Annotated in this window: 19 protein-coding genes and 1 pseudogene; 11 read left to right on the top strand and 9 right to left on the bottom strand. The window is 69.5% G+C overall.

Going from position 1 to position 20,064, the window contains the following annotated elements:
- Positions 1-102 precede the first annotated feature (102 nt).
- Entirely contained in the window at positions 103-948 is an 846-nt protein-coding gene (locus ACOOE8_RS17485) for a LysR substrate-binding domain-containing protein (RefSeq protein ID WP_420392680.1), read from the bottom strand.
- Positions 949-1,067: 119 nt separating this feature from the next.
- On the opposite strand from ACOOE8_RS17485, the gene ACOOE8_RS17490 reads away from it, so the two are divergent.
- Positions 1,068-1,322 (top strand): hypothetical protein, encoded by a 255-nt coding sequence (locus tag ACOOE8_RS17490; RefSeq protein WP_420392681.1) that lies wholly within the window; start codon positions 1,068-1,070, stop codon positions 1,320-1,322.
- A gap of 3 nt (positions 1,323-1,325) precedes the next feature.
- Here the strand turns inward: ACOOE8_RS17490 and ACOOE8_RS17495 are convergent, their stop codons facing one another.
- A complete protein-coding gene (locus tag ACOOE8_RS17495; protein WP_420392682.1) occupies positions 1,326-2,120 on the bottom strand; it encodes an enoyl-CoA hydratase-related protein in 795 nt (264 codons plus the stop codon).
- 102 nt (positions 2,121-2,222) lie between these two features.
- On the opposite strand from ACOOE8_RS17495, the pseudogene ACOOE8_RS17500 reads away from it, so the two are divergent.
- Positions 2,223-2,906 (top strand): annotated as a pseudogene (locus ACOOE8_RS17500) (IS5 family transposase); the annotation flags it as partial.
- A 9-nt stretch (positions 2,907-2,915) separates the two neighbouring features.
- On the opposite strand, the gene ACOOE8_RS17505 reads toward ACOOE8_RS17500, so the two are convergent.
- The 4 genes from ACOOE8_RS17505 to ACOOE8_RS17520 all read right to left on the bottom strand — a co-directional run bounded on the left by ACOOE8_RS17505 (position 2,916) and on the right by ACOOE8_RS17520 (position 9,335).
- A complete protein-coding gene (locus tag ACOOE8_RS17505) occupies positions 2,916-3,788 on the bottom strand; it encodes a C40 family peptidase (protein WP_420392683.1) in 873 nt (290 codons plus the stop codon).
- Positions 3,785-5,146: a leucyl aminopeptidase family protein gene (locus tag ACOOE8_RS17510; RefSeq protein ID WP_420392684.1), complete on the bottom strand. Its 1,362-nt coding sequence runs from the start codon at positions 5,144-5,146 to the stop codon at positions 3,785-3,787. The genes ACOOE8_RS17505 and ACOOE8_RS17510 overlap by 4 nt, the downstream gene beginning before the upstream one ends.
- Positions 5,147-5,473: 327 nt before the next feature.
- Entirely contained in the window at positions 5,474-6,970 is a 1,497-nt protein-coding gene (locus ACOOE8_RS17515) for a phosphomannomutase/phosphoglucomutase (protein ID WP_420392685.1), read from the bottom strand.
- Positions 6,971-7,055: 85 nt separating this feature from the next.
- Positions 7,056-9,335: a DUF6851 domain-containing protein gene (locus ACOOE8_RS17520; protein ID WP_420392686.1), complete on the bottom strand. Its 2,280-nt coding sequence runs from the start codon at positions 9,333-9,335 to the stop codon at positions 7,056-7,058.
- Positions 9,336-9,506: 171 nt separating this feature from the next.
- Here ACOOE8_RS17520 and ACOOE8_RS17525 point away from each other — a divergent pair, with 171 nt between their 5' ends.
- Together ACOOE8_RS17525 and ACOOE8_RS17530 are read left to right on the top strand one after the other, a co-directional pair.
- Positions 9,507-10,049 (top strand): dTDP-4-dehydrorhamnose 3,5-epimerase family protein, encoded by a 543-nt coding sequence (locus tag ACOOE8_RS17525; RefSeq protein WP_420392687.1) that lies wholly within the window; start codon positions 9,507-9,509, stop codon positions 10,047-10,049.
- The gene (locus ACOOE8_RS17530) at positions 10,046-11,317 is read left to right on the top strand and encodes a glycosyltransferase family 2 protein (RefSeq protein ID WP_420392688.1); all 1,272 of its coding nucleotides are present in this window, start codon (positions 10,046-10,048) and stop codon (positions 11,315-11,317) included. Before ACOOE8_RS17525 ends, ACOOE8_RS17530 begins: the two co-directional genes overlap by 4 nt.
- Before the next feature lie 169 nt (positions 11,318-11,486).
- Here the strand turns inward: ACOOE8_RS17530 and upp are convergent, their stop codons facing one another.
- Both upp and ACOOE8_RS17540 read right to left on the bottom strand, forming a co-directional pair.
- A complete protein-coding gene (gene upp, locus ACOOE8_RS17535) occupies positions 11,487-12,137 on the bottom strand; it encodes a uracil phosphoribosyltransferase (protein ID WP_420392689.1) in 651 nt (216 codons plus the stop codon).
- Between the two features lie 287 nt (positions 12,138-12,424).
- Positions 12,425-12,868 carry a transposase gene (locus tag ACOOE8_RS17540; protein WP_420392690.1) on the bottom strand — a complete coding sequence of 148 codons (444 nt, stop codon included), beginning with the start codon at positions 12,866-12,868 and terminating at the stop codon, positions 12,425-12,427.
- A 94-nt stretch (positions 12,869-12,962) separates the two neighbouring features.
- Between ACOOE8_RS17540 and ACOOE8_RS17545 the strand changes: the two genes are divergently transcribed.
- The 5 genes from ACOOE8_RS17545 to hspQ all read left to right on the top strand — a co-directional run bounded on the left by ACOOE8_RS17545 (position 12,963) and on the right by hspQ (position 16,287).
- Positions 12,963-13,445: a GmrSD restriction endonuclease domain-containing protein gene (locus ACOOE8_RS17545; protein WP_420392691.1), complete on the top strand. Its 483-nt coding sequence runs from the start codon at positions 12,963-12,965 to the stop codon at positions 13,443-13,445.
- Between the two features lie 94 nt (positions 13,446-13,539).
- Positions 13,540-14,124: a hypothetical protein gene (locus ACOOE8_RS17550; protein ID WP_420392692.1), complete on the top strand. Its 585-nt coding sequence runs from the start codon at positions 13,540-13,542 to the stop codon at positions 14,122-14,124.
- Between the two features lie 67 nt (positions 14,125-14,191).
- On the top strand, positions 14,192-14,728 hold the full coding sequence (locus ACOOE8_RS17555; RefSeq protein ID WP_420392693.1) for a hypothetical protein: 537 nt from the start codon (positions 14,192-14,194) through the stop codon (positions 14,726-14,728).
- A 79-nt stretch (positions 14,729-14,807) separates the two neighbouring features.
- The gene (mazG, locus tag ACOOE8_RS17560) at positions 14,808-15,623 is read left to right on the top strand and encodes a nucleoside triphosphate pyrophosphohydrolase (protein ID WP_420392694.1); all 816 of its coding nucleotides are present in this window, start codon (positions 14,808-14,810) and stop codon (positions 15,621-15,623) included.
- Positions 15,624-15,957: 334 nt separating this feature from the next.
- Positions 15,958-16,287 (top strand): heat shock protein HspQ, encoded by a 330-nt coding sequence (gene hspQ, locus ACOOE8_RS17565; RefSeq protein WP_420392695.1) that lies wholly within the window; start codon positions 15,958-15,960, stop codon positions 16,285-16,287.
- 132 nt (positions 16,288-16,419) lie between these two features.
- Here hspQ and ACOOE8_RS17570 read toward each other — a convergent pair whose 3' ends face one another.
- Positions 16,420-17,055 (bottom strand): invasion associated locus B family protein, encoded by a 636-nt coding sequence (locus ACOOE8_RS17570; protein WP_420392696.1) that lies wholly within the window; start codon positions 17,053-17,055, stop codon positions 16,420-16,422.
- Positions 17,056-17,295: 240 nt separating this feature from the next.
- On the opposite strand from ACOOE8_RS17570, the gene ACOOE8_RS17575 reads away from it, so the two are divergent.
- Positions 17,296-19,092, top strand: a complete 1,797-nt coding sequence (locus ACOOE8_RS17575) for an extracellular solute-binding protein (protein ID WP_420392697.1) — start codon at positions 17,296-17,298, stop codon at positions 19,090-19,092.
- Positions 19,089-19,760, top strand: coding sequence for a DsbA family oxidoreductase (locus ACOOE8_RS17580; RefSeq protein WP_420392698.1), 672 nt, complete (start codon positions 19,089-19,091; stop codon positions 19,758-19,760). Before ACOOE8_RS17575 ends, ACOOE8_RS17580 begins: the two co-directional genes overlap by 4 nt.
- The last annotated feature ends 304 nt before the right edge of the window (positions 19,761-20,064 follow it).

Here is a 20,064-nt window from a genome sequence, read left to right on the forward strand (position 1 = left end):
CGCTGCCCCCGTGTCCCGCGTGGACGGGCTGTGGACGACGCCCAAACCAGACCCGTCGAAGCCCCCAGGCTGCCCATGCCCGGGCAAGGCGCCGCGCGCCGATCAGTGCAGGCTCTCGCGCAGCGCTTCGGCGAGGGCGAGCGCGGCCCGTGAGGGGTTCGGACCAACGCACATCCGGTCGGTGAAGGACGGCAGCGGCGGCAGGACGCCGTCGATCCGTTCGACCGTGTCGCAAAGCAACGCCGTGGGCAGGACCGAGATGGCAAGGTCCGCATGGACCGCGGCGAGCTGACCCCAAGAGTGGTCGCAGGTCACGGCGATGCGGTACGCGCGCCCAGCCCCGACCAAGGCCTCGACGGCATGATGGCGCCACTGACAGCCGAGTTCGGACAGCGCGAGGGGCAGCGGGTCGAGGCCCTTGGCTCGGCCGTCCACGCAGCCGACCCAAACGAGCTCGTCCCCGTGGACGACCTCGCCGCCATGCGCCGCAGCGTGGGGCATGTCCGACACCACGACCACGTCGACCTCGCCGCGTGCAAGCCGGTCGAGGAGCCGCCGGCTCGAGTCGAGCACGATCGTGACCTCGACGTTGGGGTAGACCCTGGCGAAGCGCGCCATCACCCGCGGCAGCAGCCGTGCGCCGCGCTCGTCGGGCATCCCGAAGCGAACCTGGCCGTCGATCTCGCGTCCGCGCAGGTGCTCCACCGCCTCGTCGCACAGGTCGATGATGCGCCGCGCGTAGGTGAGGAGCTCCTCGCCGGTGGCGCTCAGCGCCACGGTACGGCCGTTCTTGACGAACAGCGGCCTGCCGACCTCGCCCTCCAGCCTCGCCATCTGCATGGAGATCGCGGACGGGGTCCGGTGCACCCGGGAGGCCGCGGCACGGAAGCTGCCGGCGTCGACCACTGCCAGGAAGGTGCGCATGAAGTCGTGGTTGAGCACCGTCATGGGGAGTGCATTCGTTCAAAATCGTTGTTCGGTGACGTCAAAACTATCTGTTCGACTGAACGGTAGCGCGGCGCCATCTCTGGGGCAACCGAGGTCGGGCAACGGACGTGGAGGCGACGATGGCACATCGGGCGACACCCATCGCGGGGGCACCAACGCTGCGCGCCATCCTTTCGGACCGGCTCGACCGCTGGCGCCGGCAACGCGCGCTGCGCGAGCGACGGGCGCACTTCAGCGCGATGGCGGACCTCGACCCACGCATCCTCGACGACATCGGGCTGACGCTCGCCGACATCGAGTGGGGGGAGGCCCTGCCGCTCGAGGTGAACGCCGCGCTCGAGGTGCGGCGCCGCAAGGGGCGCCAGCCGATCTGACGCTCACCGTCCCTCGAAATGCGGCGGGCGCTTCTGAGCGAACGCGGCGCGGCCCTCGGCGTAGTCGTCGCTGGCGTCGGCGGCGTCCACGAGGCGCCACGCCTCCTCCATCAACATCGGCTCCGTGCCCTGCGCGACCGCGCGGACGGCGACCTTCGCCGCCGCAAGGCTCAGGGGCGCGTTGTCGGCGAGGCGCTCGACCAGCCGCGCGAGCCCCTCGTCGAGCTCCTCGTCCGTCAGGACCTCGTGGACGACGCCCATGGCGAAGGCGCGCTGCACCGGCAGGCGTCCGGCGGTGAAGAGGATCCAGCGGGCGACCGACTCGCCGAACACACGCACCAGCCGGGCGACGCCGCGCGGGTCGTAGCCGAGGCCGAGCCGTGCGGCGGGCACCATGAAGAACGCGTCGTCCGCGGCGATCCTGAGGTCGCACGACAGCGCCAGCGCCGAGCCGGCGCCGACGACGGGACCCTCCAACCGCGCCACGGTGGGCTGACGGATCGCCTCCACCGCGCGGCAGGCGAGCTCGAGCTGATCGTCGTAGACCCGCGCGCCGGCGCTGTCGGCCCGCTCGTCGGCGAAACCGGTGATGTCGGCGCCGGCGGAGAACACCTCGCCGGCGCCGCGGAAGACCACGACGCGCACGTCGGGGTCGGCGCTGACCGACACGGCGAACGCCTCAAGCTCGCGCCACATGCCGATGGAGATCGCGTTGCGCCGCGCCACGTTGACCAGCGTCGCGGTGGCGACCAGCCCGTCCGCGGTGACGTCGACGTGTGGAACGTTGGCTTCATCCATGGTGCGGCCCTCCGGTGCCCGGTCTTCCGCGGGTTGATAGGACCGATGGGCTGTCGAGGCGATGGCCCCGCGCGTATGGACGGATGGGTCGCCGTTCTGGGCGGAGTGCCGCGGGTGGACGACCGGCGGGTGATCAACGCCATCCTGTGGCGGTTCCGGGCCGGGACGCCTGGCGCGACGTGCCGGAGCGATACGGGCCGCGGACGACGCTCTACAACCGCTTCGTCCGGTGGCGGGCGGCCGGGATCTGGAACCGCATCCTTGACGCCGTCTCCGAGGCTTACGACGGCGACATCGTGATGATCGACCCCTCTGGCGTGCGCGTGCACCAGCACGGCGCGACGGGCAAAAGGGGGGGGCGAGGACCATGGCGGCATGGGCCGCTCCCGCGGCGGCCTGACGACCAAGATCCACGCCCTCGTCGATGCCGGGGGCCGGCCCGTCCGCCTTGCGCTCACGCCCGGTCAGGCCGGCGATGCGCCGGCCGCTCGCGAACTGATTGGCGATCTCGGCAAAGGGTCCTGGTTGCCGACCGCGCCTACGACACCGATGCGATCCTCGACCACCGCAGCCTGCGGCGCATGGGCGAACGCGCCGCCGCGCTTCATCCGCAAACGGGCGTTCCCGTTCAGCGGCTTCGTCTATGGGCAGCAAAACCTCATCGAGCGCTTCTTTGATCGCATCGAGCACTTCCGCGGCATCGCCACTCGCTACGACCGCCGGCCCGACAACTTCCTCGCCGCGCTGAAGCTGGCCGCCATCCGCGTCTGGCTCAGCGGCAAGTAAGTCCGCCTCCTACGGGCGGCGGAAGGCGGTAGGCGTCAGGCCGAGCTTATGCTCGAGCCGCTCCATGGTCTGCGCCAGCGGCTCGATGGCGACCATCATGCGGTGGCCGTTGGCGTGGAGCAGACGCGCCTCGTCGAGCATGATGCCCACGTGGCCCGGCCAGAAGACGAGGTCGCCGCGACGCAGCGCGCCGGGGTCAGCATCCATGAGGGTGCCGAGCTCGGCGGCCTGCATGTCGGAGTCGCGCGGCGCGTCGCGTCCCGCCGCCTGCAGCGCGAGCTGGACGAGGGCCGAGCAGTCGATCCCGTCCCACGTCTTGCCACCGAAGAGGTAGGGCGCGCCGACGAAGGTCCTTGCGACGGCGACCCAGTCGTCCGCAGGCCGGTCGATTGGCGCGAGGTGCTGGGCGAGGATGTGGCCGACGGCGGTGCGATGGAAGCGCTCGGTGCCGACCACCTCGGTCGCTTGGACGTGGAGGATCGACCCGAACGGCAGCGACGGACCCGGCGGAACCTTGATGGACGGGGAGGGGAACACGAGGGCGAGCGGCACGGCGACGCGGTGGGTCGCGGCCACGTCCGGCTCGGGGGGACGCAGGGACGACCCATCGACGTAGCCGACGTAGCCGTCCCTTTGGCTCTGCACCCACGACCAGCCGTCCGCCGCCTCGAGCTCCTGGAGGGGCTCGCCGTAGAGGAACTCCGTGTCGATCGGTGCGTCCCGCGACGGGCGGCTGTGGCAGCGCAGGAGGGGCACGTTGACGACGAGCGGTCTGCCCTCGACGTACCTTGGGACCTCGACGATGCCACGCAGGCACGCGTCGGCAAGGTCGTCGCGCCAGGCGTGACGCCGACGGTCGGGCAGGGGCGCCCGATCGCTCACCCGCCGTACCGCACGGTGAGCCAATGGTAGAGCGCGCGGATCGCCTGGGCCTCACCGCCCTTGGGGCGACCCGGACGCGCCTCGGCGTTCCAGGCGAACAGGTCGAAGTGCGCGTAGGCCCGAGCCTTCGACACGAAGCGGTGGAGGAACAACGCTGCCGTGATCGAGCCGGCGAAGGGTTGGGACGAGATGTGGCTGACGTCGGCCACGTCCGACTTCAGCCAGCCCTCGTAGCGCGGCCACAGGGGCAGCCGCCAGACCGGGTCGTGGACGTCCTCGCCGGCCACCGCGAGCTCCTGGGCGAGGACGTCGTCGCGGGTGAACAGCGCCGGCAGGTCCGGCCCCACGGCGACACGGGCGGCGCCCGTCAGCGTCGCGAAGTCGACGAGGAGGTCGGGCGTTTCGGCGTCGGCGAGGGAGAGGGCGTCAGCGAGCACCAGGCGGCCCTCGGCGTCCGTGTTGCCGATCTCCACCGTCAGCCCGTGGCGCGAGCGCAGGACGTCCCCCGGCCGGAAGGCGGCGCCGCCGATGGCGTTCTCCGCCGCCCCGACGAGGACGCGCAGCCGCACCGGCAGACCGGCGTCCATGATCATCTGCGCGAGTCCCAGCGCCTGCGCGGCGCCGCCCATGTCCTTCTTCATGAGGCTCATGGCGCGGTCGGGCTTGATGTTGAGCCCGCCGGTGTCGAACACCACGCCCTTGCCGACGAGCGTCACCTTCGGCGCGTCCTCCTCGCCCCAGGTGAGGTCGATGAGGAGGGGCGGGCGGGCCGAGGCGGCGCCGACGGCGGCGATCATCGGGAAGCCCGTCTCGAGCTCCTCGCCGTCGGTGATCGCGACCGTCGCGCCGGCCTTGCGCGCCAGCGCCTGCGCCGCGTCGGCGAGCTCGGCGGGACCGAGGTCGTTGGCCGGCGTGTTGATGAGGTCGCGCGTCAGGAACACGGCGTCGGCGATGCGCCGAACGTCGGTCACGTCGACGCCGTCGGGTGCGACGAGCTGCGGCGCACGAGGCGAGCGCTTGCGGTAGTTGTCGTAGCGATAGAGCCCGAGGAGGAAGCCGAGTGCCGCCGCCGTGGGGTCGGCCCAGCCCTCGCCGAGCGCGAAGGCGCCGCTGGGGAAGCGCGACAAGCCGGCGCTGGCGAACGGGTCCGACCCGTCGCCGACGCCCACGAGCACCATGGCGATCCGCCCCGCGGGGTCGGGCAGCGCGAGGACGGCGCCTTGTGCCCCGTCGAAGTCGTTCGCCCTCGCGAACGTCGCGTGCTCGGAGGGCAGGCGGCCGAGGAACGCGTCCACGGCCGTCTTGCGCACCGCATGGACGGGCGTCGGCCGTTCCGCCTCGTTCCGACCGACGATCATCGCCGGCGCGCCGTCAGAACGCTGGCAGCCCAGCAAGCATGTCGAGCACCGGGCCGCCCGCCGCCATCGCCGCCACGAGGACTGCCGCGACGAGCAGCGCTGCGACCATCGGCAGCTCCGACAGCACCGCTGGGCGCTGAGGCTTTGCGCTGCGCCGTGCGCGCGGCAGATCCACCCCGTTTGCCATGTCCTCGCGACCTCTGTCCGGCGCTTCCATGGCGCACGAGGGTCGTCCGCGCACCTTTGTGCCGGGTTAACGTCGTGCGGTCCGTGGAGATCGTCAGGTCGTTTGTCACGATAAGGTAAATGACTGGTGTGTCACGCAGCTCAGATGGTCTGGTTGTAGGCACCAACCTCGGGGTTCTCACGCAGCACGCCGTCCACCGCGCGGAACATCAGCCGCATGGCCTCCTCCGACGTGGGGCTCTCCACCACGACGACGAGCTCCGGCTTGTTGGATGACGCGCGCACGAGCCCCCAAGTCCCATCGTCGGCGACCACGCGCACGCCGTTCACCGTGATGAGCTCCTTGATGGGACGTCCCGCCACCTGCTCGCCGGCGGCGTGCATGTCCTCGAAGCGCTTCACCACGCGCTCGATGACGTCGTACTTGATCTCGTCGTCGCAGTGCGGGCTCATGGTCGGCGTCTGCCACGTCTTCTGCAGCTCGCCGCGCAGCTCGCTCATGGTCTTATCCGGGTTGCGGTCCAGCATCTCGAGGATCGCGATGGCCGAGACGAGCCCGTCGTCGTAGCCACGGCCGATGGGCTCGTTGAAGAAGAAGTGTCCGGACTTCTCGAACCCCGCCACGGCGCCCAAGTCGTTGACCCGCCGCTTGATGTAGGAGTGTCCGGTCTTGTAGTAGTCCGTCTTCGCGCCGTTCTCCTGCAGCACGGGATCGGTCATGTAGAGCCCGGTGGACTTCACGTCGACGACGAACTGCGAGCCCTGCTTCAGCTTGGAGAGGTCGCGGGCCAGCATGACGCCGACGATGTCGGCGAAGATCTCCCCGCCCGCCTCGTCGATGACGCCGCAGCGGTCCCCGTCACCGTCGAAGCCGAAGCCGACGTCGGCGCCGTTCTCGCGCACGGCGTCGGCGATGGCGTGCAGCATCGCCATGTCCTCGGGGTTCGGGTTGTATCGCGGGAAGGTGTGGTCGAGCTCAGCGTCGAGGGGGATGACCTCGATGCCCAGTCGTTTAAGGGTCTGCGGCGCGAACGCGCCCGCGGTGCCGTTGCCGCAGGCGGCGACCACCTTGAGGGGCCGCGCGATGCGCCGGTCCTGGACGAGGTCGTCCATGTAGCGCTCGGGGAAGCCGTCGACGTAGACGTAGGAGCCGCCCCCGGAGAGGTCGAAGCGCGCCGACAGCACGATCTCCTTCAGGCGGCCCATCTCGTCCGGCCCGAAGGTACGCGGGCGATCCGCCCCCATCTTGACGCCGGTCCACCCGTTCTCGTTGTGGCTCGCCGTCACCATGGCGACCGCCGGCACGTCGAGCTCGAACTGGGCGAAGTAGGCCATGGGTGTCACCGCGAGGCCGATGTCGTGGACCTTGCAGCCCGCCGCCATCAGCCCTTGGATGAGCGCGGTCTTGATGGAGGAGGAGTAGGAGCGGAAGTCGTGCCCCGTCACGACCTCCTTCTTGCCCATCTCGCCGAGCAGCGTGCCGAGCCCCATGCCAAGCGCCTGCACGCCCATGAGGTTGAGCTCCTGCCCGAAGAGCCAGCGCGCGTCGTACTCGCGGAAGCCCGTGGGCTTCACCATCGGCTGCGCCTCGTAAGCGTAGGTGTTGGGCGACAGCTGCGGCTGGGGCTTGGGGAACATGGCGGCTCCTGCGGTCGGGCCGGGTGGCCTTAGCGCAGAAGCCGCGTCGCGCAAAATGGGGCACGGCTCCACTGAGCCGCGACCCTCACAGGGCGGCGAAGTCGTCCTCGGTGAGGATGAGGACGTCGTCGCCGTGCAAGCGGGCGATGACCTCGCCGTCCGGAGCGACGATCCGGCGGCCGGCGAAGGTGAGGTCGTCGAAGGCGAGGCCATCGGCGAGCCCCAACACGTCGTCGCCGGGCGCGAAGTCCTTGATGACCGCCACGCCGTCGGCGCGCATCACGAACGTATCGGCGCCGTAGCCGCCGGTCATCCGGTTGCGGCCCGCGCCGCCATCCAGCGTGTCGTCGCCGCCGTCGCCGAAGATGGCGTCGTCGCCCGCTCCGCCGTGCAGGAGGTCGTCGCCCGCGCCGCCGAGCATGCGGTCGACGCCGCGATGGCCGAACAGGACGTCCTCGCCGTCCTCACCCATCACGACGTCGTCGCCGCGCCGGCCGCTGAGGGCGTCGTTGCCGGGACCGCCAATGACGGTGTCGTCGCCCTTGCCGCCGTTGACGCGGTCGTCGCCGTCCCCGCCGTCCGCGTAGTCGTCCCCGAAGCCGGCGAGGATGGTGTCGTCGCCGCCTGCGCCGACGAACAGGTCGTCCGCGCGCGTGCCGAGCATCAGGTCGTCGCCGTCCAGGAGCGCGACCCCGCTGCCATCGGCGTAGGCCTCCATCGCCTCGATCACGACGTCGCCGACCGCCCGGCCGAGGGCGCGGCCGTTGAGGTCGCCCTCGTCGAAGTGGATGCCCCCGAAGATGCGCGAGCGCCCCGCCTCGTCCGCCGCCTGCGAGAAGGTCGTCCAGGCGAGCGTGATCGCCCCGCCGGGCGTCTCGCCGGGCTCGAAGCGGGAGGAGCCCGGCGCGAACGTCACCTGGCCACCGAACGCGTCCGAGCCGGTGTAGGCGGCAAGCACCTCCGCCCCGGCCGCGCTGAACGAGCTGTGGCCAGAGGTGTACTCGGAGAACGGCGGTGATGGGTTCTGGTGGGGCGTCTGATAGGTGATGAATTCGGTTGCTGGGATGGTGCGCGCCTCGCCGTTTTCGTCGAGCTGGCCACGCAGGAAGTAGATCGGGTCGCCGTCCTCACCCACGATCATTTCGCCGGTGCCCGGGTCGATCTTGGTGAAGCCGATGAGGCCGAGCTCGCCGAGGTCGCGGATCGCCCGCACGGGGCGAGCGTAGTCGTAGTGCGTCTTGGCCTCCCAGGTCGCAATGCTCGCGTCGAACACCGCGTTGGCGAGCGTCGCGAACATCTTGGCGTCCTCATCGAGCGTATGGTCGTCGCGCGCCGACACGTACTGGCCGAACGTCATCCACGTCCCCGGCGGGAAGGAGGTGCCGAACGCGTCCTCCCAGAACTCGGCGATCACCTTTTCGCGGTCGGTGAGGTCGGCGGCGGCGTCGACCACCGCCTCCGCCTGCCCGATGAAGGCAGGGTTTATGATCGTGCCGACGAGGGCGGACGAGACGGGCAGGACGGTGCCGTCGGCGAGCGTGATGGTCTTGGCGTCCTGGTCGAGGCTCGCGCCCTCGACCAGGAAGAACGGCTGGGGTGCAGCGGGGCGCAGCGCGTCGGGCGCCTCCAGCGCGAACGGTCCCACCGAGCCCCAGTGCGGCGTCAGGAACGACTGCTCGGGGTCGCCGTCCTCGGGATCGATGGGGATGTTCTCCGGCGTCCAGCGCGTGATGTCGCTCTGCTCGAGCGGGGAGCGGTTGCCCGGCTCGTATCCCGTGGTGTCGGCGTAGCCGCCCTCCTGGTTGGCGCCGTCGCCGCGGCGCTGCTGCATGACGACCTCGGCGACGAGGAAGCCGAGGCCGGCGGGCGTCGAGGGGTCCGCGGACCCCGCGAACGGCGCTTCGCCGAGGCTCGCGAGGAGGGCGTCGAACGCCGCCTTCTGGTCCGGGAACAGCTCGCTGAGGACGGCGTGGGCGGCCTGGCTCATGGCCGCGACCTTGTTCGCGTCGGTGTTCGTGCCGGCCTTGCCCTGCAGCGCGTTGCCGGCGACCGAGCCGACCGCGGCAGGGTCGAACGCGGCCCAAGCCTCATACATCGCGGTGTGCATCAACGCGAAGGCCCGCGCGGCGATCGTCGGCCCGGGATGGGCCTCGATGATGGCCTGCTGCACGGCCTCGTCCCAGATCACGGAGACGGTGGGAGATGGGTCGGTGACGCTGACGCGCTGGCTGACTTCGTCGAGGGTAAGGTTCACGGTTGCCATTTGTTCGTTCCCGCAAATGTCTGTAACTCGAATAAATCGATCCGACTGCGATCTTACGACAGTCGACACGCCACTGGTGCTCGATTGACGCAAATACTTCAAGGCATCATGTCCTTATTGACTGAACATTCACGCCTTGCACGGACCTTTTGACGGACGCAGCCCGCCGGTGCGGCCGTCGTCGGCAGGTGTTTGCATCAGCCGGTCGGCTTGGATCCTCGTTCGACGCTGTGTTGGTTCGTGCTAGGACGGGCGAGACGGGAGGTGATGCTGATGACCAATGCGCCTGCGGTCGCGCCGAACGACTTCGTGAAGGATCCTGCGATCAGCAGGCCGGTCGTCGCGCCGACCGCTGATCTTCCGTCAAGCACCATCGAAGGAGTGGAGCTTACCCCGATCCCACCGTTGGCCGACGGGCGCGGCCGCCTGGTCGAGCTCCTCACCCAGCGTGACGGACCGGTGCCGGAGATCGTCCACGTCTATCAGGTGTTCGCCGTCTCGCGCTCGGTCCGTGCCTGGGTCTATCACGAGAAGCAGAGCGACCGGCTTGCCTTCGCCGATGGCGCGTTCCTGGTCGCGCTCTTCGACATTCGTGACGGGTCTCCGACCTACGGGCAACTCGATGTGCTGCACCTCGGCGAGGCGGCGCCGATGCGGCTCCACGTGCCGCCCTACGTCGTCCACGGGGTGCAGAACGTCGGCGACCGGGACGCCTCGTTCGTGAACATGCCGACGGTCGCCTACAATCCGCACGATCCGGACAAGCGGCGCATCCCGCATCCGGACCCGCGCATCCCCTTCACCTTCGAGGTGTGAGGGCGGCCCACGATGCCCCGCCGCGCGTCACCGTCGCCATCGCGACCTGGGGACGCGGTCCGCTCATCCTTCCGACGCTCCAGTCGGTCCAACGCCAGGAGATGGGCGACTTTGAGTGCCTCGTCGTCGGCGACTGCGACGACAGCGGCGCCTGCCGTGTGGTACGCAAGCTCGGCGATCCGCGGTTCCGCTTCGTCAACCTCGCCCGACGGTGGGCAACGCAGTCCGGTCCCAACAACCGCGCGATCCGCTTGGCCGCCGCGCCGATCCTCGCCTACCTTGGCCACGACGACATTTGGCTGCCGAACCACCTGTCGGCCCACCTTGCGGCTTACGAGCGGGATCCGTCGCTCGGCCTCGTCGCGTCCGGGGTCGTCACCTTTCGCGACCCATACGGCGTGCGCGCTCCCCGCGTGTTCGGCCACTACGATCGGACCGACCAGTACACGCCCACGACGTTCACGCCGCCGAGCGGGCTCTCTCACCGCGTCGACGACAAGGAGCGCCTTCCAAGGTGGCGCCGCCGCGAGAAGACGCCGACACCCGTCGACCGCGACTTCACCCAGCGCATGATCGAGACGGGTTACGTCGCTGGCTCGACCGGCGAGACGACGGTGCTGAAGTGGCTGAGTACCATCTTCTACCTCAGCTACTTCGAGCCCACCGCCGAGGCTCAGATCGAGGCGTTGGAGGACATTGCGGCCGGCCGCATTGCCGCGAACGTTGCGCGATGGGTCGATGCTGCGAAGGCGGCTGATTTGTTCATGGCGCCGCTGACGGAGATCGCGACGCTTGGCACGCAGCACAACGAGATGAGGGACCAGGTTCGCGGGCTCATCATGGCCCCGCCGATCCCGGCCGGCGACGACGCAATGGTGCCAATCAGCGATGAGCCCCGAGGACAGGACTGGGCGCACATCAACCCGAAGGAGGGCCCGTACCGCTGGAGCGGGTTCACCCGGAGGCCGAGGCTCTACCTCCCCTTCACCCATGACGGACCGGCGCGCGTCGAGGTCGACGTGCGCGCGTTCCACACCTGGGGTCTCGACGGCATCGCCCTTGCTCACCGCGGCGCGCCTCTGCCGCACGAGGTCGTGGAGGCCGATCGCGCCGGGCGCTGGGTGCAGGGGACGATTGCCTTCACGCTGCCGCTGTCGACCGAGCGCGGGAGCGTCATCACCATCGTGCTGCCGCCGCGGGGGGAGACGGACGTGCCGCAGCGCGTCCACGGCATTGCCGTTGGGGAGATGCGTGCTCGGCCAGCCTGATCCCCGCTTCCGCGGCGTTCTGCGATGGCGGGGTCGGTGAGGCGGAGCACCTTGGGGTCGCCCGGGGCCGCGACCGAGCCGGCGTTGGCGCGCCGCTGTGCCATGCCGGTCCCCCCAGTTGAACCGCCGCCTGCGGCAACGAGTTGCCGCGGAAAGCACGATGCGTCCCTTACTTGGTGCCGAACATGCGATCGCCCGCGTCGCCAAGCCCAGGGACGATGAACCCATGGGCGTCGAGCCCATCGTCGATGGCGGCCGTCGTGATGGCGACGTCGGGGTGGTGGCCGGTGAGGTTGTCGATGCCCTCCGGGGCAGCGAGCACGCACACGAAGCTGACGTCGGTGGCGCCGGCCTCCTTCAGCCGGTCGACGGCGGCGATCGCGGAGTGCGCGGTGGCGAGCATCGGGTCGAGCACGATGACGCGCCGCTCGGCGATGTCCTCCGGCGCCTTGAAGTAGTACTCCACCGCGGCCAGCGTGGTCGGGTCGCGGTAGAGCCCGACGTGGGCGACGCGCGCGGACGGCACGAGGTCGAGCATGCCCTCGAGCAGCCCCTCGCCGGCGCGCAGGATCGAGGCAAACACGAGCTTCTTCCCCGCGAGGACCGGCGCGCGCATGGGCGACAGCGGCGTTTGGATGTCGACGAGCTCCAGCTCGAGGTCGCGGGTCGTCTCGTAGGCGAGCAGGTGCGCGACCTCGCGAAGGAGCTGGCGGAAGCTCGCGGTGGACGTGTCGGCCCGCCGCATGAGGGTGAGCTTGTGCTGGACGAGCGGGTGGTCGACCACCCGCACGGACGAGGCGAACCCCTCGGTCGTCACCATGCGTCGCCCCCAGCGTGCGGACGTCGTCCATAGCGTGGCAGCCCCTGCTGCGCGAGCGCGGCGCGTCCGCCCACCTTCGCAGGCACGCTGGCGAAGACACCGGCTCGACACGGCGACGCCGGAAGCGGACCGCGGCGAGCTCCACGAGGGCGAGACGGTGCGTGGATCCTCCTCGGTGCAAGTGGCGACGGCGCCCATGGGCTCGGCGTGGCCGAGCGCCTGTCCTTGCGTCAGCGCCAGCGCGACAGGACGCCCCTCGGCGTCGACGAGGGCCTCGATCTTGGTACTCAGCCCGCCGCGCGAGCGTCCCACCGCGGCGTCGTCGGCCTGCTTCTGCCGTCGGCGCCATGCTGATGAACGCGCGCCGACGAGCTGTCGACCAATCGGAGGTGCCCGTCGAGGACCTTGGCGAGTGCGGCGAAGAGGCGGTCCCAAACGCTGCGCTTGCGCCACCGCATGCAGGTCATGGGAGGGCCGAAGCGTTCCGCGATGTCGGGCCACGGCGCCCCGGTCCGCAGCCGCCGGACGATCCCCGACAGCTCTGTGCGGTCGTCCAACCGGGGCAGGACCCGCACGTCGGTCGGAAGCGGCGGCTCGATCACCGCCCGTTGTGCATCCCTCGGTTCCAATCGTTCGTCCACGATCTCGCCTGCCCAATTCACTTCGGGCAGATCCGTCGGGGTGCGTTGGCTTCCGGTGATTGAGGACATGGCCTCGTGTTCGACTTCCACCAAGGAAGACTTTCGCGACATCCTCCGCTGGGCCGATGAGGGGCGCCTCCAGCTCCCCGAATTTCAGCGCGACTACGTGTGCGGCGAGGACGATGTGAGGTCGCTAATTGCGAGCGTCGCACGCGGGTTCCCGGTGGGCGCGCTGCTTTCGCTTGAGACGGGCGGCTCGGTGAGTTTCAAGCCCCGGCTCATCGAAGGCGTCCCGCCGAAGTCGACCTCGCCGGAGTTCCTGCTCCTCGACGGACAGCAGCGCATCACCTCGCTTTACCAAACGCTCTACGCGAGGCAAGCCGCGCGCTCGAGGTCCCCGCGCGACACGATCGTCGAGCGGTACTACTACCTCGACATGGAGGCTGCGGTCGCCTCCGAGGGAGCGATCGAACAGGCGATCCTCTCCGTGCCTGCGACGAGGCGGCTCGCGAAGGACTTCGGGCGCGGTCTCAAGCTCGACCTTTCGACGGACGAGAAGGAGTACGAAGCGCACGCATCCCGCTCAACCGGGTGTTCGACAAGGGTCGCTGGTTCTACGGGTGGCAGGACCACTGGAAGGCGAGAGGGCGCGACACGGCAGCCCTAGAGCGCGAGTTCGTGCTCAACGTCCTTGAGCGCATCGAGCGCTACAAGATGCCGATCATCCGGCTGGCAAGAACAACAGCCGCGAAGCGATCTGCGTGGTGTCCGAGAAGGTCAATTTCGGCGGCAAGAAGCTTGACCCGTTTGAACTAGTCACTGCAATCTTCGCGGGCACTGGGTTCGATCTTCGGGAGGACTGGTACGGGAATAAGACCCAGCTGGGACGCCGCAGCCGCATGATTGGGCAGAACGGGCGGCACGACGTCCTGAGGGACGTAGCCAACACCGACTTTCTGCAAGCGTGCACGATCCTTCATACCCGTGAGCATCGGCTGAGGAGGGAACACGAGGGCGTCCCCGCGACGGAGCTGCCGCAGGTGAGCTGCCGGCGCGGTGCCGTGCTGGAGCTTCCGGTGACTGCGTACCGGGAACATGCGGCCTCCGTCGAGGGTGGGTTCATGGAGGCCGCCAAGCTCATGAACGAACACAAGATCGTCTGGCACAAGGACGTCCCGTATCCGCCGCTGATCGTCGGGCTGGCTGCGGCCTTTGCGATCTCCCGCGAGGGACAGGCAGCAGCAGCGAGGGAGAAGCCTGCCAGCTGGTTTTGGTGCATGACGCTCGGCGAGCTCTACGGGTCGGCCACCGAACGCGGCTCGCTCGCGACGTGCCTGAGCTCGTAAACTGGGTCCGGGGTGAGGGTGGGCTACCCCGTTCCATCGACGACGCGTTCTTCCGCGTCGATCGCCTTTGACGCTGCGCACTCGCAGCTCGGCCGCGTACAAGGGACTGCACGCGCTCATGATGCGGCACGGCTGCCGGGACTTCGTCAGCGGACGGCCCGTCGACCTCATGACCTTCTTCGAGGACAGCATCGACATCCACCACGTCTTTCCCAAGGCGTGGTGCATCCGGCACGGGATCGCTCCGGGCCGCTTCAACTCCATCCTCAACAAGACGCCGCTGTCCCTGTTGACGAAACGCGCCGTCGGCGGCAACGCGCCGTCGGCCTACCTGCGACGCATCGAGGAGCGTCACGGGATCGGCTCCGACCAACTCGACGGGATCATCAGGACCCACCTCATCGATCCGGCGCACCTGCGCAACGACGACTTCGAGGCGTTCCTCGCGGCTCGGTCGGTCGCGCTGTCGAGGCTGGTGGAGGACGCCATGGGTCGCGCGCCGGTCGGCGGCGGCTTGTCGGACGAGGAGACCGGCGCGGTCGATCCGGGCTGGGCCGTCGACGAGGACGACAGCAATGACGCCTTGATCGAAGAGAGCGCGTGAGACAGAGCGATCTCAGCCGAGGTTCCATAATCCGTCTTATGCGACGGAGGGCCATCACCGCGGGCGACGAGGACGGACTATGCAGGACACGCCCATCGAACGGCTGCGGCGCATCATGGCGCGGCTGCGCGACCCCGAGCGCGGCTGCGCCTGGGATCGCGAGCAGTCTTACGGCACGATTGCGCCCTACACGCTCGAAGAGGCCTACGAGGTCGCCGACGCCATCGAGCGCGGCGACGTCGATGACATCCGCGACGAGTGCGGCGACCTCCTGCTGCAGGTGGTGTTCCTGTCGCAGATCGGTGCCGAGGCCGGCGACTTCACCTTTGATGACGTCGCGACCTCCATCTCGGACAAGCTGGTGCGGCGCCATCCGCACGTCTTCGCCGACGGTGCGGCCCGCACGCCGGACGAGATCAAGGTGGTGTGGGACGCCATCAAGGCCGAGGAGCGCGTCGGCAAGCCGGCCGGGATCATCGACGGCGTGCCCGTCGACCTGCCGCCGCTCATGCGCGCGCAGAAGCTGCAGAAGCGGTTGGCGAAGGTGGGGTTCGACTGGTCCGGCGCGGACGACGTGGTCGACAAGGTCGGCGAGGAGCTGGAGGAGTTCGTCGTCGCGGTGCGCGATGGCGACGGGCCGTCCATGGAGGCCGAGTTCGGCGACCTCCTCTTCACGCTGGCGAACCTTGCCCGTCACCTCGGGATCGACGCGCATGCCGCGCTGCGCGGCTCGAACGCTCGCTTCGCCGCCCGCGTGCGCCACATGGACGACGCCGCTCGCCGCGCCGGCACCACACTCGGCGCGGCCGACGCACCCACGCTGGAGCAGTTGTGGAGCAAGGCCAAGGACGCTCTTGCCAAGCACCCTACGACCGCGCGCGAGGCCGACGGCTGAAGCGTTCCCGATGGCCCATGAGGCCGACGCTTTCCCCCAAGCGTCCAACCCAGCGGCGAGGCCTGTCCAAGCCGCCGCTTTCGTCACGATGCCGGTCTTGATTGGTCCAAGCAGCGGATTTACCCGTACGCTCTTGTGGCCGCCTTGCGCGGGGCTTGCGCGTGCGATGAACGTGTCACGGGGTAGCGGCATTTGGGTGGCATGGGACGTGGCGCAAGGGAGCGTCGCTCGGTTCGCAGCCGGTCTAAGGGACCGGCCCTGCGTCGGGCTTGCTTCGCCAAGTCCCAGTGTATCAGTAAGCGCCGGGTCTCCGGTCGAACAACGGGCTAGATCGATGAAGAAAGTTCGTACGGCGAAGTTTCAGCTTGGCCAGGTGGTCCGCCACCGCGTCTTCTCCTTCCGCGGTGTGATCTTTGATGTCGACCCCACGTTCTCCAACACCGAGGAGTGGTGGGAGGCCATCCCCGAAGACATCCGCCCGCGGCGTGATCAGCCGTTCTATCACCTCTTCGCCGAGAACGACGACACCGAGTACATCGCCTACGTCTCCGAGCAGAACCTGTTGGCGGACGACACCGGCGAGCCGGTCCGGCACCCGCAGGTGTCGGACATGTTCGAGCGACGCGACGGCAACTACTGCGCCCGTCTCGACCAGTTCCATTGAGCGCGAGGCCCGTGCGCGCCGCGCCCGACGGACCCACACGCACGGAGGCCCCTCGAACGCCCCTCGCCCTTCGCTGAAGACCGCGCGTCGATCCCGTCGGCGCGCGTCTTCGCGCTTGGTCTCAGCCGGCGCCTACTGCGGCGGCGCTTCGGTTGCCTCATCCACGGCCCGGCGCTGCTCGGCCACCAGGCGGTCGCGCGCCTCCTGCGCTCGCTGCTCGAGCTCGCGCTGCAGCGTCGCCTGCTTCTGCTGCAAGGCGTCAGGGTCGATGCCGTCGCCCTCGTAGGCCGAGGTGAAGCCGATCAGGGTGAGGTCGAAGCGGACCTGCTTGCCCTGCTGGTTGTAGGCGACGAGCCGCAGCTTGCCCCCTGCTTTCAGCCGCTCGATGAACGCCTGGTCGATGGCACGCTCGGCGTAGCATGCGTTCGGGAAGCAGATCTGGTACTCCGCCTTCTCCGGCTCGCCGCCGTCGATCTGGAGCTGCACGCCGGGGCGGATGACCATGCCCACTGGCACGGACAGCAGCATGCTCTTGCGCGCCTCACCGGTGAACTCGCGGATCGCCGCGGAGGCGAGGAACTGTCCGGAGTTCGTCCGCAGTTCCTGCGTGATGAGGCAGAGCTCCTTGTTGGCAGCCGGATCGGTGTTGCAGATCTTGACCCAAGCGTTCTGCTCGCCGCCCTCGGACTCCTGCGCCACGGAAGGAAGGATCGGCATCGCAAGCACCGCCGCGAGGCCGAAAGTAGCCGCCCATCTCCCCATACGCATCACGATCTCCCCCGAACTATCACGATCCAACGTCTTCTGCCCGACGTCTTCGGCCGGCGGCCGGCGGGCGACGCTCGTCCACGCTGCGCCCGCGTCGAGCAACCGGTCCAGTCGTCGCTCCGTCAACGAACGCTTAGACCGCTCGCGGCAGGATGGCTAGAACGGCTGCCAAAAGGATCAAACGAAATTGTTGCGGCCTAGTGAACCAGCGCACGGACGACGAGTGGAGGGGAGTAAGGCGTGAACCATAGGACACTCAACGGAGCGTTGGCAGCGGCCGTCGCCCTCCTCGCGGCGTCCGCGGCGGTCGCAGCCGACGGGATCGCGATGCACGGCAAACCTCGGCTCGAGCCCAGCGCCGCCCTGCCCTATGCCGACCCGGACGCGCCGCAGGGCGGGCGCATGACGTTCGGCGCGCTGGGCACCTTCGACACGCTCAACGTCATGATCCCGAGGGGCGCCTACGCGCCTGGGCTGCGCGACGCGACGTTCGGCAACCTCGTCTATGAGAGCCTGCTTGAGCGCAACGCGGACGAGCCGTTCTCGCTCTACGGCTTTTTGGCGTCGGACGTCGTCGTCCCACCGGAGCGCGACAGCGTGACGTTCACCATCGACGAGCGGGCGAGGTTCTCCGACGGCGAGCCGGTGACCTCGGCGGACGTCGCGTTCACCTGGCGTCTCTTGAGGGACAATGGGCGGCCGTACATGCGCACGCACTACGGCAAGGTCGAGGCCGTCGAAACGCCGGACGGGCAAACCATCACCTTCCGCTTCCCGAGCGCGAACGACCGTGAGCTGCCCCTCATCCTTGGACTGATGCCGATCCTACCGAAGCACGACGTCGACCCCGAGGCGTTCGGGCGCACGACCTTCGCCCCTGCGGTCGGCACTGGCCCCTACGTCGTCGGCGACGTCGAGCCGGGCCGCTCGCTCACCTTCGAGCGCGACCCCGATTACTGGGGTGAGGGCCACCGGCTGAACGCGGGCCGCTACAATGCCGACACCGTGAAGTTCCGCTTCTATCGCGACGAGACGGCGATGTTCGAGGCGTTCAAGACCGGCGAGATCGACCTCTACCTCGAGGGCGATGCCGGGCGTTGGGCCTCGGCCTACGACTTCCCCGCCCTCGCGGACGGACGGGTGGCACGCGCAGAGGTCCCCCTCGGCGTGCCTCGGGGGATGTACGCGTTCGCGTTCAACACACGCCGCGCGCCCTTCGACGACGTGCGGGTCCGCCAGGCGATCAACCTCCTGTTCGACTTCCCCTGGATCAACGAGAACCTGTTCCACGGCGAGCTGGTGCGCACGGACTCCTACTTTGCGAGCTCGCCGCTCGCTGCGACGGGCACCCCGGCGAGCGCCGGCGAGCGCGCGCTCCTCGCCGCCTACGAGGGCGTGGTCGCACCGGCCGTGCTCGACGGGACGTGGTTGCCGCCCACACTCGACGGCACGGGACGCGACCGGGCCGCGGTGCGCCGCGCGCTCGCCCTCCTCGCGGAGGCGGGCTGGCGCATCAAGGATCGGACGCTCGTCAATGGGGCCGGCGAGCCCTTCGAGTTCGAGCTGCTGGTCGCGACGCGCGACGACGAGCGCCTTGCGCTCGCCTTCAGCCGGCTGCTCGACCCCGTCGGGATCGAGGCGAAGGTCACGTTCGCCGATCCCACGCAGTACAGCGCTCGCCTCATCGCGTTCGACTTCGACATGATCCGCTTCTACTGGCCGGCGTCGCTGTCCCCAGGCAACGAGCAGGTCCACCGCTGGTCGAGCGCCGCGGCGGACATGGAGGGCTCCTTCAACTTCGTCGGCGCAAGGGAGCCAGCCATCGACGCGATGATCGAGGCCATGCTTGCCGCCGAGGATCGCAAGGCCTTCGAGGACGCGGTGCGCGCGCTTGACCGCGTCCTGCTGTCGGGCGTCTACGTGGTTCCTCTCTACCACACGCCGGTGCAGTGGGTGGCCCACGCGACGCGCCTCCAGATGCCCGAGCGCCAGAGCCTCTACGGGATCGAGCCTGAAACCTGGTGGGTGAAGCCATGACCGTCGACACGCGCGCCCTCGAACCTGTGAACGTCGACGTCGTCTCCGACGTCATGTGCCCATGGTGCTACATCGGCAAGCGACGCCTCGAGGCGGCGCTCGCCAAGCTCGACGACGTCGACGTGCGCGTCGTGTGGCGACCGTTCCAACTCGATCCGACGCTGCCCGCGGACGGCAAGGACCGCGCGCAGTACCTGTCCGAGAAGTTCGGCGGGCCTGATCGCGCTGCGCAGATCTATGAGCGCGTGTCGGCGGAGGGCGCGCGCGAGGACATCCCGTTCGCGTTCGACAGGATCACGCGCTCGCCGAACACGCTCGACGCCCACCGTCTCATCCGGTGGGCGGCCTTGGAGGGCGTGCAGGACGCGATGGTGGAGCGCCTGTTCCGGCTTTACTTCATCGAAGGCGCGGACCTCACCGACCGGGCCGTGCTCGTGGACGCGGCGCGCGACGCCGGCATGGATGGCGCGGTCGCAGAGCGGCTGCTCTCCTCCGACGCGGACCTTGCCGAGACGGAGGCGGAGATCGTCCACGCGCAGGCGATCGGCGTCACCGGCGTCCCCTGCTTCATCCTCGACAACACCTACGCGGTCGCCGGTGCCCAGCCGGCGCATGTCCTGGAGACGGCGATCCGCAGGGCCGCGGCCGAGCGCTCCGCCACCCGCTGAGGAGGCGGGCGCACCAAGCTCCGCCGTCACCGCGTCGGCCGCATGGGCGCGGCTCGCGCACGGCACCCAGCGCCGCCCTGCGCCGCGATGGCTCGTCCTGGGCCCCGACCGCTCGCACGGTCACCTTGCGGTGCGCGAAGCGGACGCCCTCGGCCTCGCGCCTCGGCATTGCGGCCTCACCGAGCCTGCCGACCCGCAGGGCGGGGCGAGTGGCCAGGCGGTCGGCGATCGCCCCGACGCAGGGGCTCGCCGCGACGATGAGCAAGGTCGGTACGAGCCAGCCGAGATCCTTGTCGCGTGCCTT

The organism is Acuticoccus sp. (genome assembly GCF_965213555.1).
Lineage (GTDB): Bacteria > Pseudomonadota > Alphaproteobacteria > Rhizobiales > Amorphaceae > Acuticoccus.

Excerpts from the sequence above, each read along its gene's own strand:
- ACOOE8_RS17580 (WP_420392698.1), top strand. The coding sequence starts at position 19,089 with ATGACCGTCGACACGCGCGCCCTCGAACCTGTGAACGTCGACGTCGTC.
- ACOOE8_RS17510 (WP_420392684.1), bottom strand. The coding sequence starts at position 5,146 with ATGATCGTCGGTCGGAACGAGGCGGAACGGCCGACGCCCGTCCATGCG.
- ACOOE8_RS17525 (WP_420392687.1), top strand. The coding sequence starts at position 9,507 with ATGACCAATGCGCCTGCGGTCGCGCCGAACGACTTCGTGAAGGATCCT.
- ACOOE8_RS17490 (WP_420392681.1), top strand. The coding sequence starts at position 1,068 with ATGGCACATCGGGCGACACCCATCGCGGGGGCACCAACGCTGCGCGCC.
- ACOOE8_RS17495 (WP_420392682.1), bottom strand. The coding sequence starts at position 2,120 with ATGGATGAAGCCAACGTTCCACACGTCGACGTCACCGCGGACGGGCTG.
- ACOOE8_RS17515 (WP_420392685.1), bottom strand. The coding sequence starts at position 6,970 with ATGTTCCCCAAGCCCCAGCCGCAGCTGTCGCCCAACACCTACGCTTAC.
- mazG (WP_420392694.1), top strand. The coding sequence starts at position 14,808 with ATGCAGGACACGCCCATCGAACGGCTGCGGCGCATCATGGCGCGGCTG.
- upp (WP_420392689.1), bottom strand. The coding sequence starts at position 12,137 with ATGGTGACGACCGAGGGGTTCGCCTCGTCCGTGCGGGTGGTCGACCAC.
- ACOOE8_RS17570 (WP_420392696.1), bottom strand. The coding sequence starts at position 17,055 with ATGCGTATGGGGAGATGGGCGGCTACTTTCGGCCTCGCGGCGGTGCTT.
- hspQ (WP_420392695.1), top strand. The coding sequence starts at position 15,958 with ATGAAGAAAGTTCGTACGGCGAAGTTTCAGCTTGGCCAGGTGGTCCGC.
- ACOOE8_RS17485 (WP_420392680.1), bottom strand. The coding sequence starts at position 948 with ATGACGGTGCTCAACCACGACTTCATGCGCACCTTCCTGGCAGTGGTC.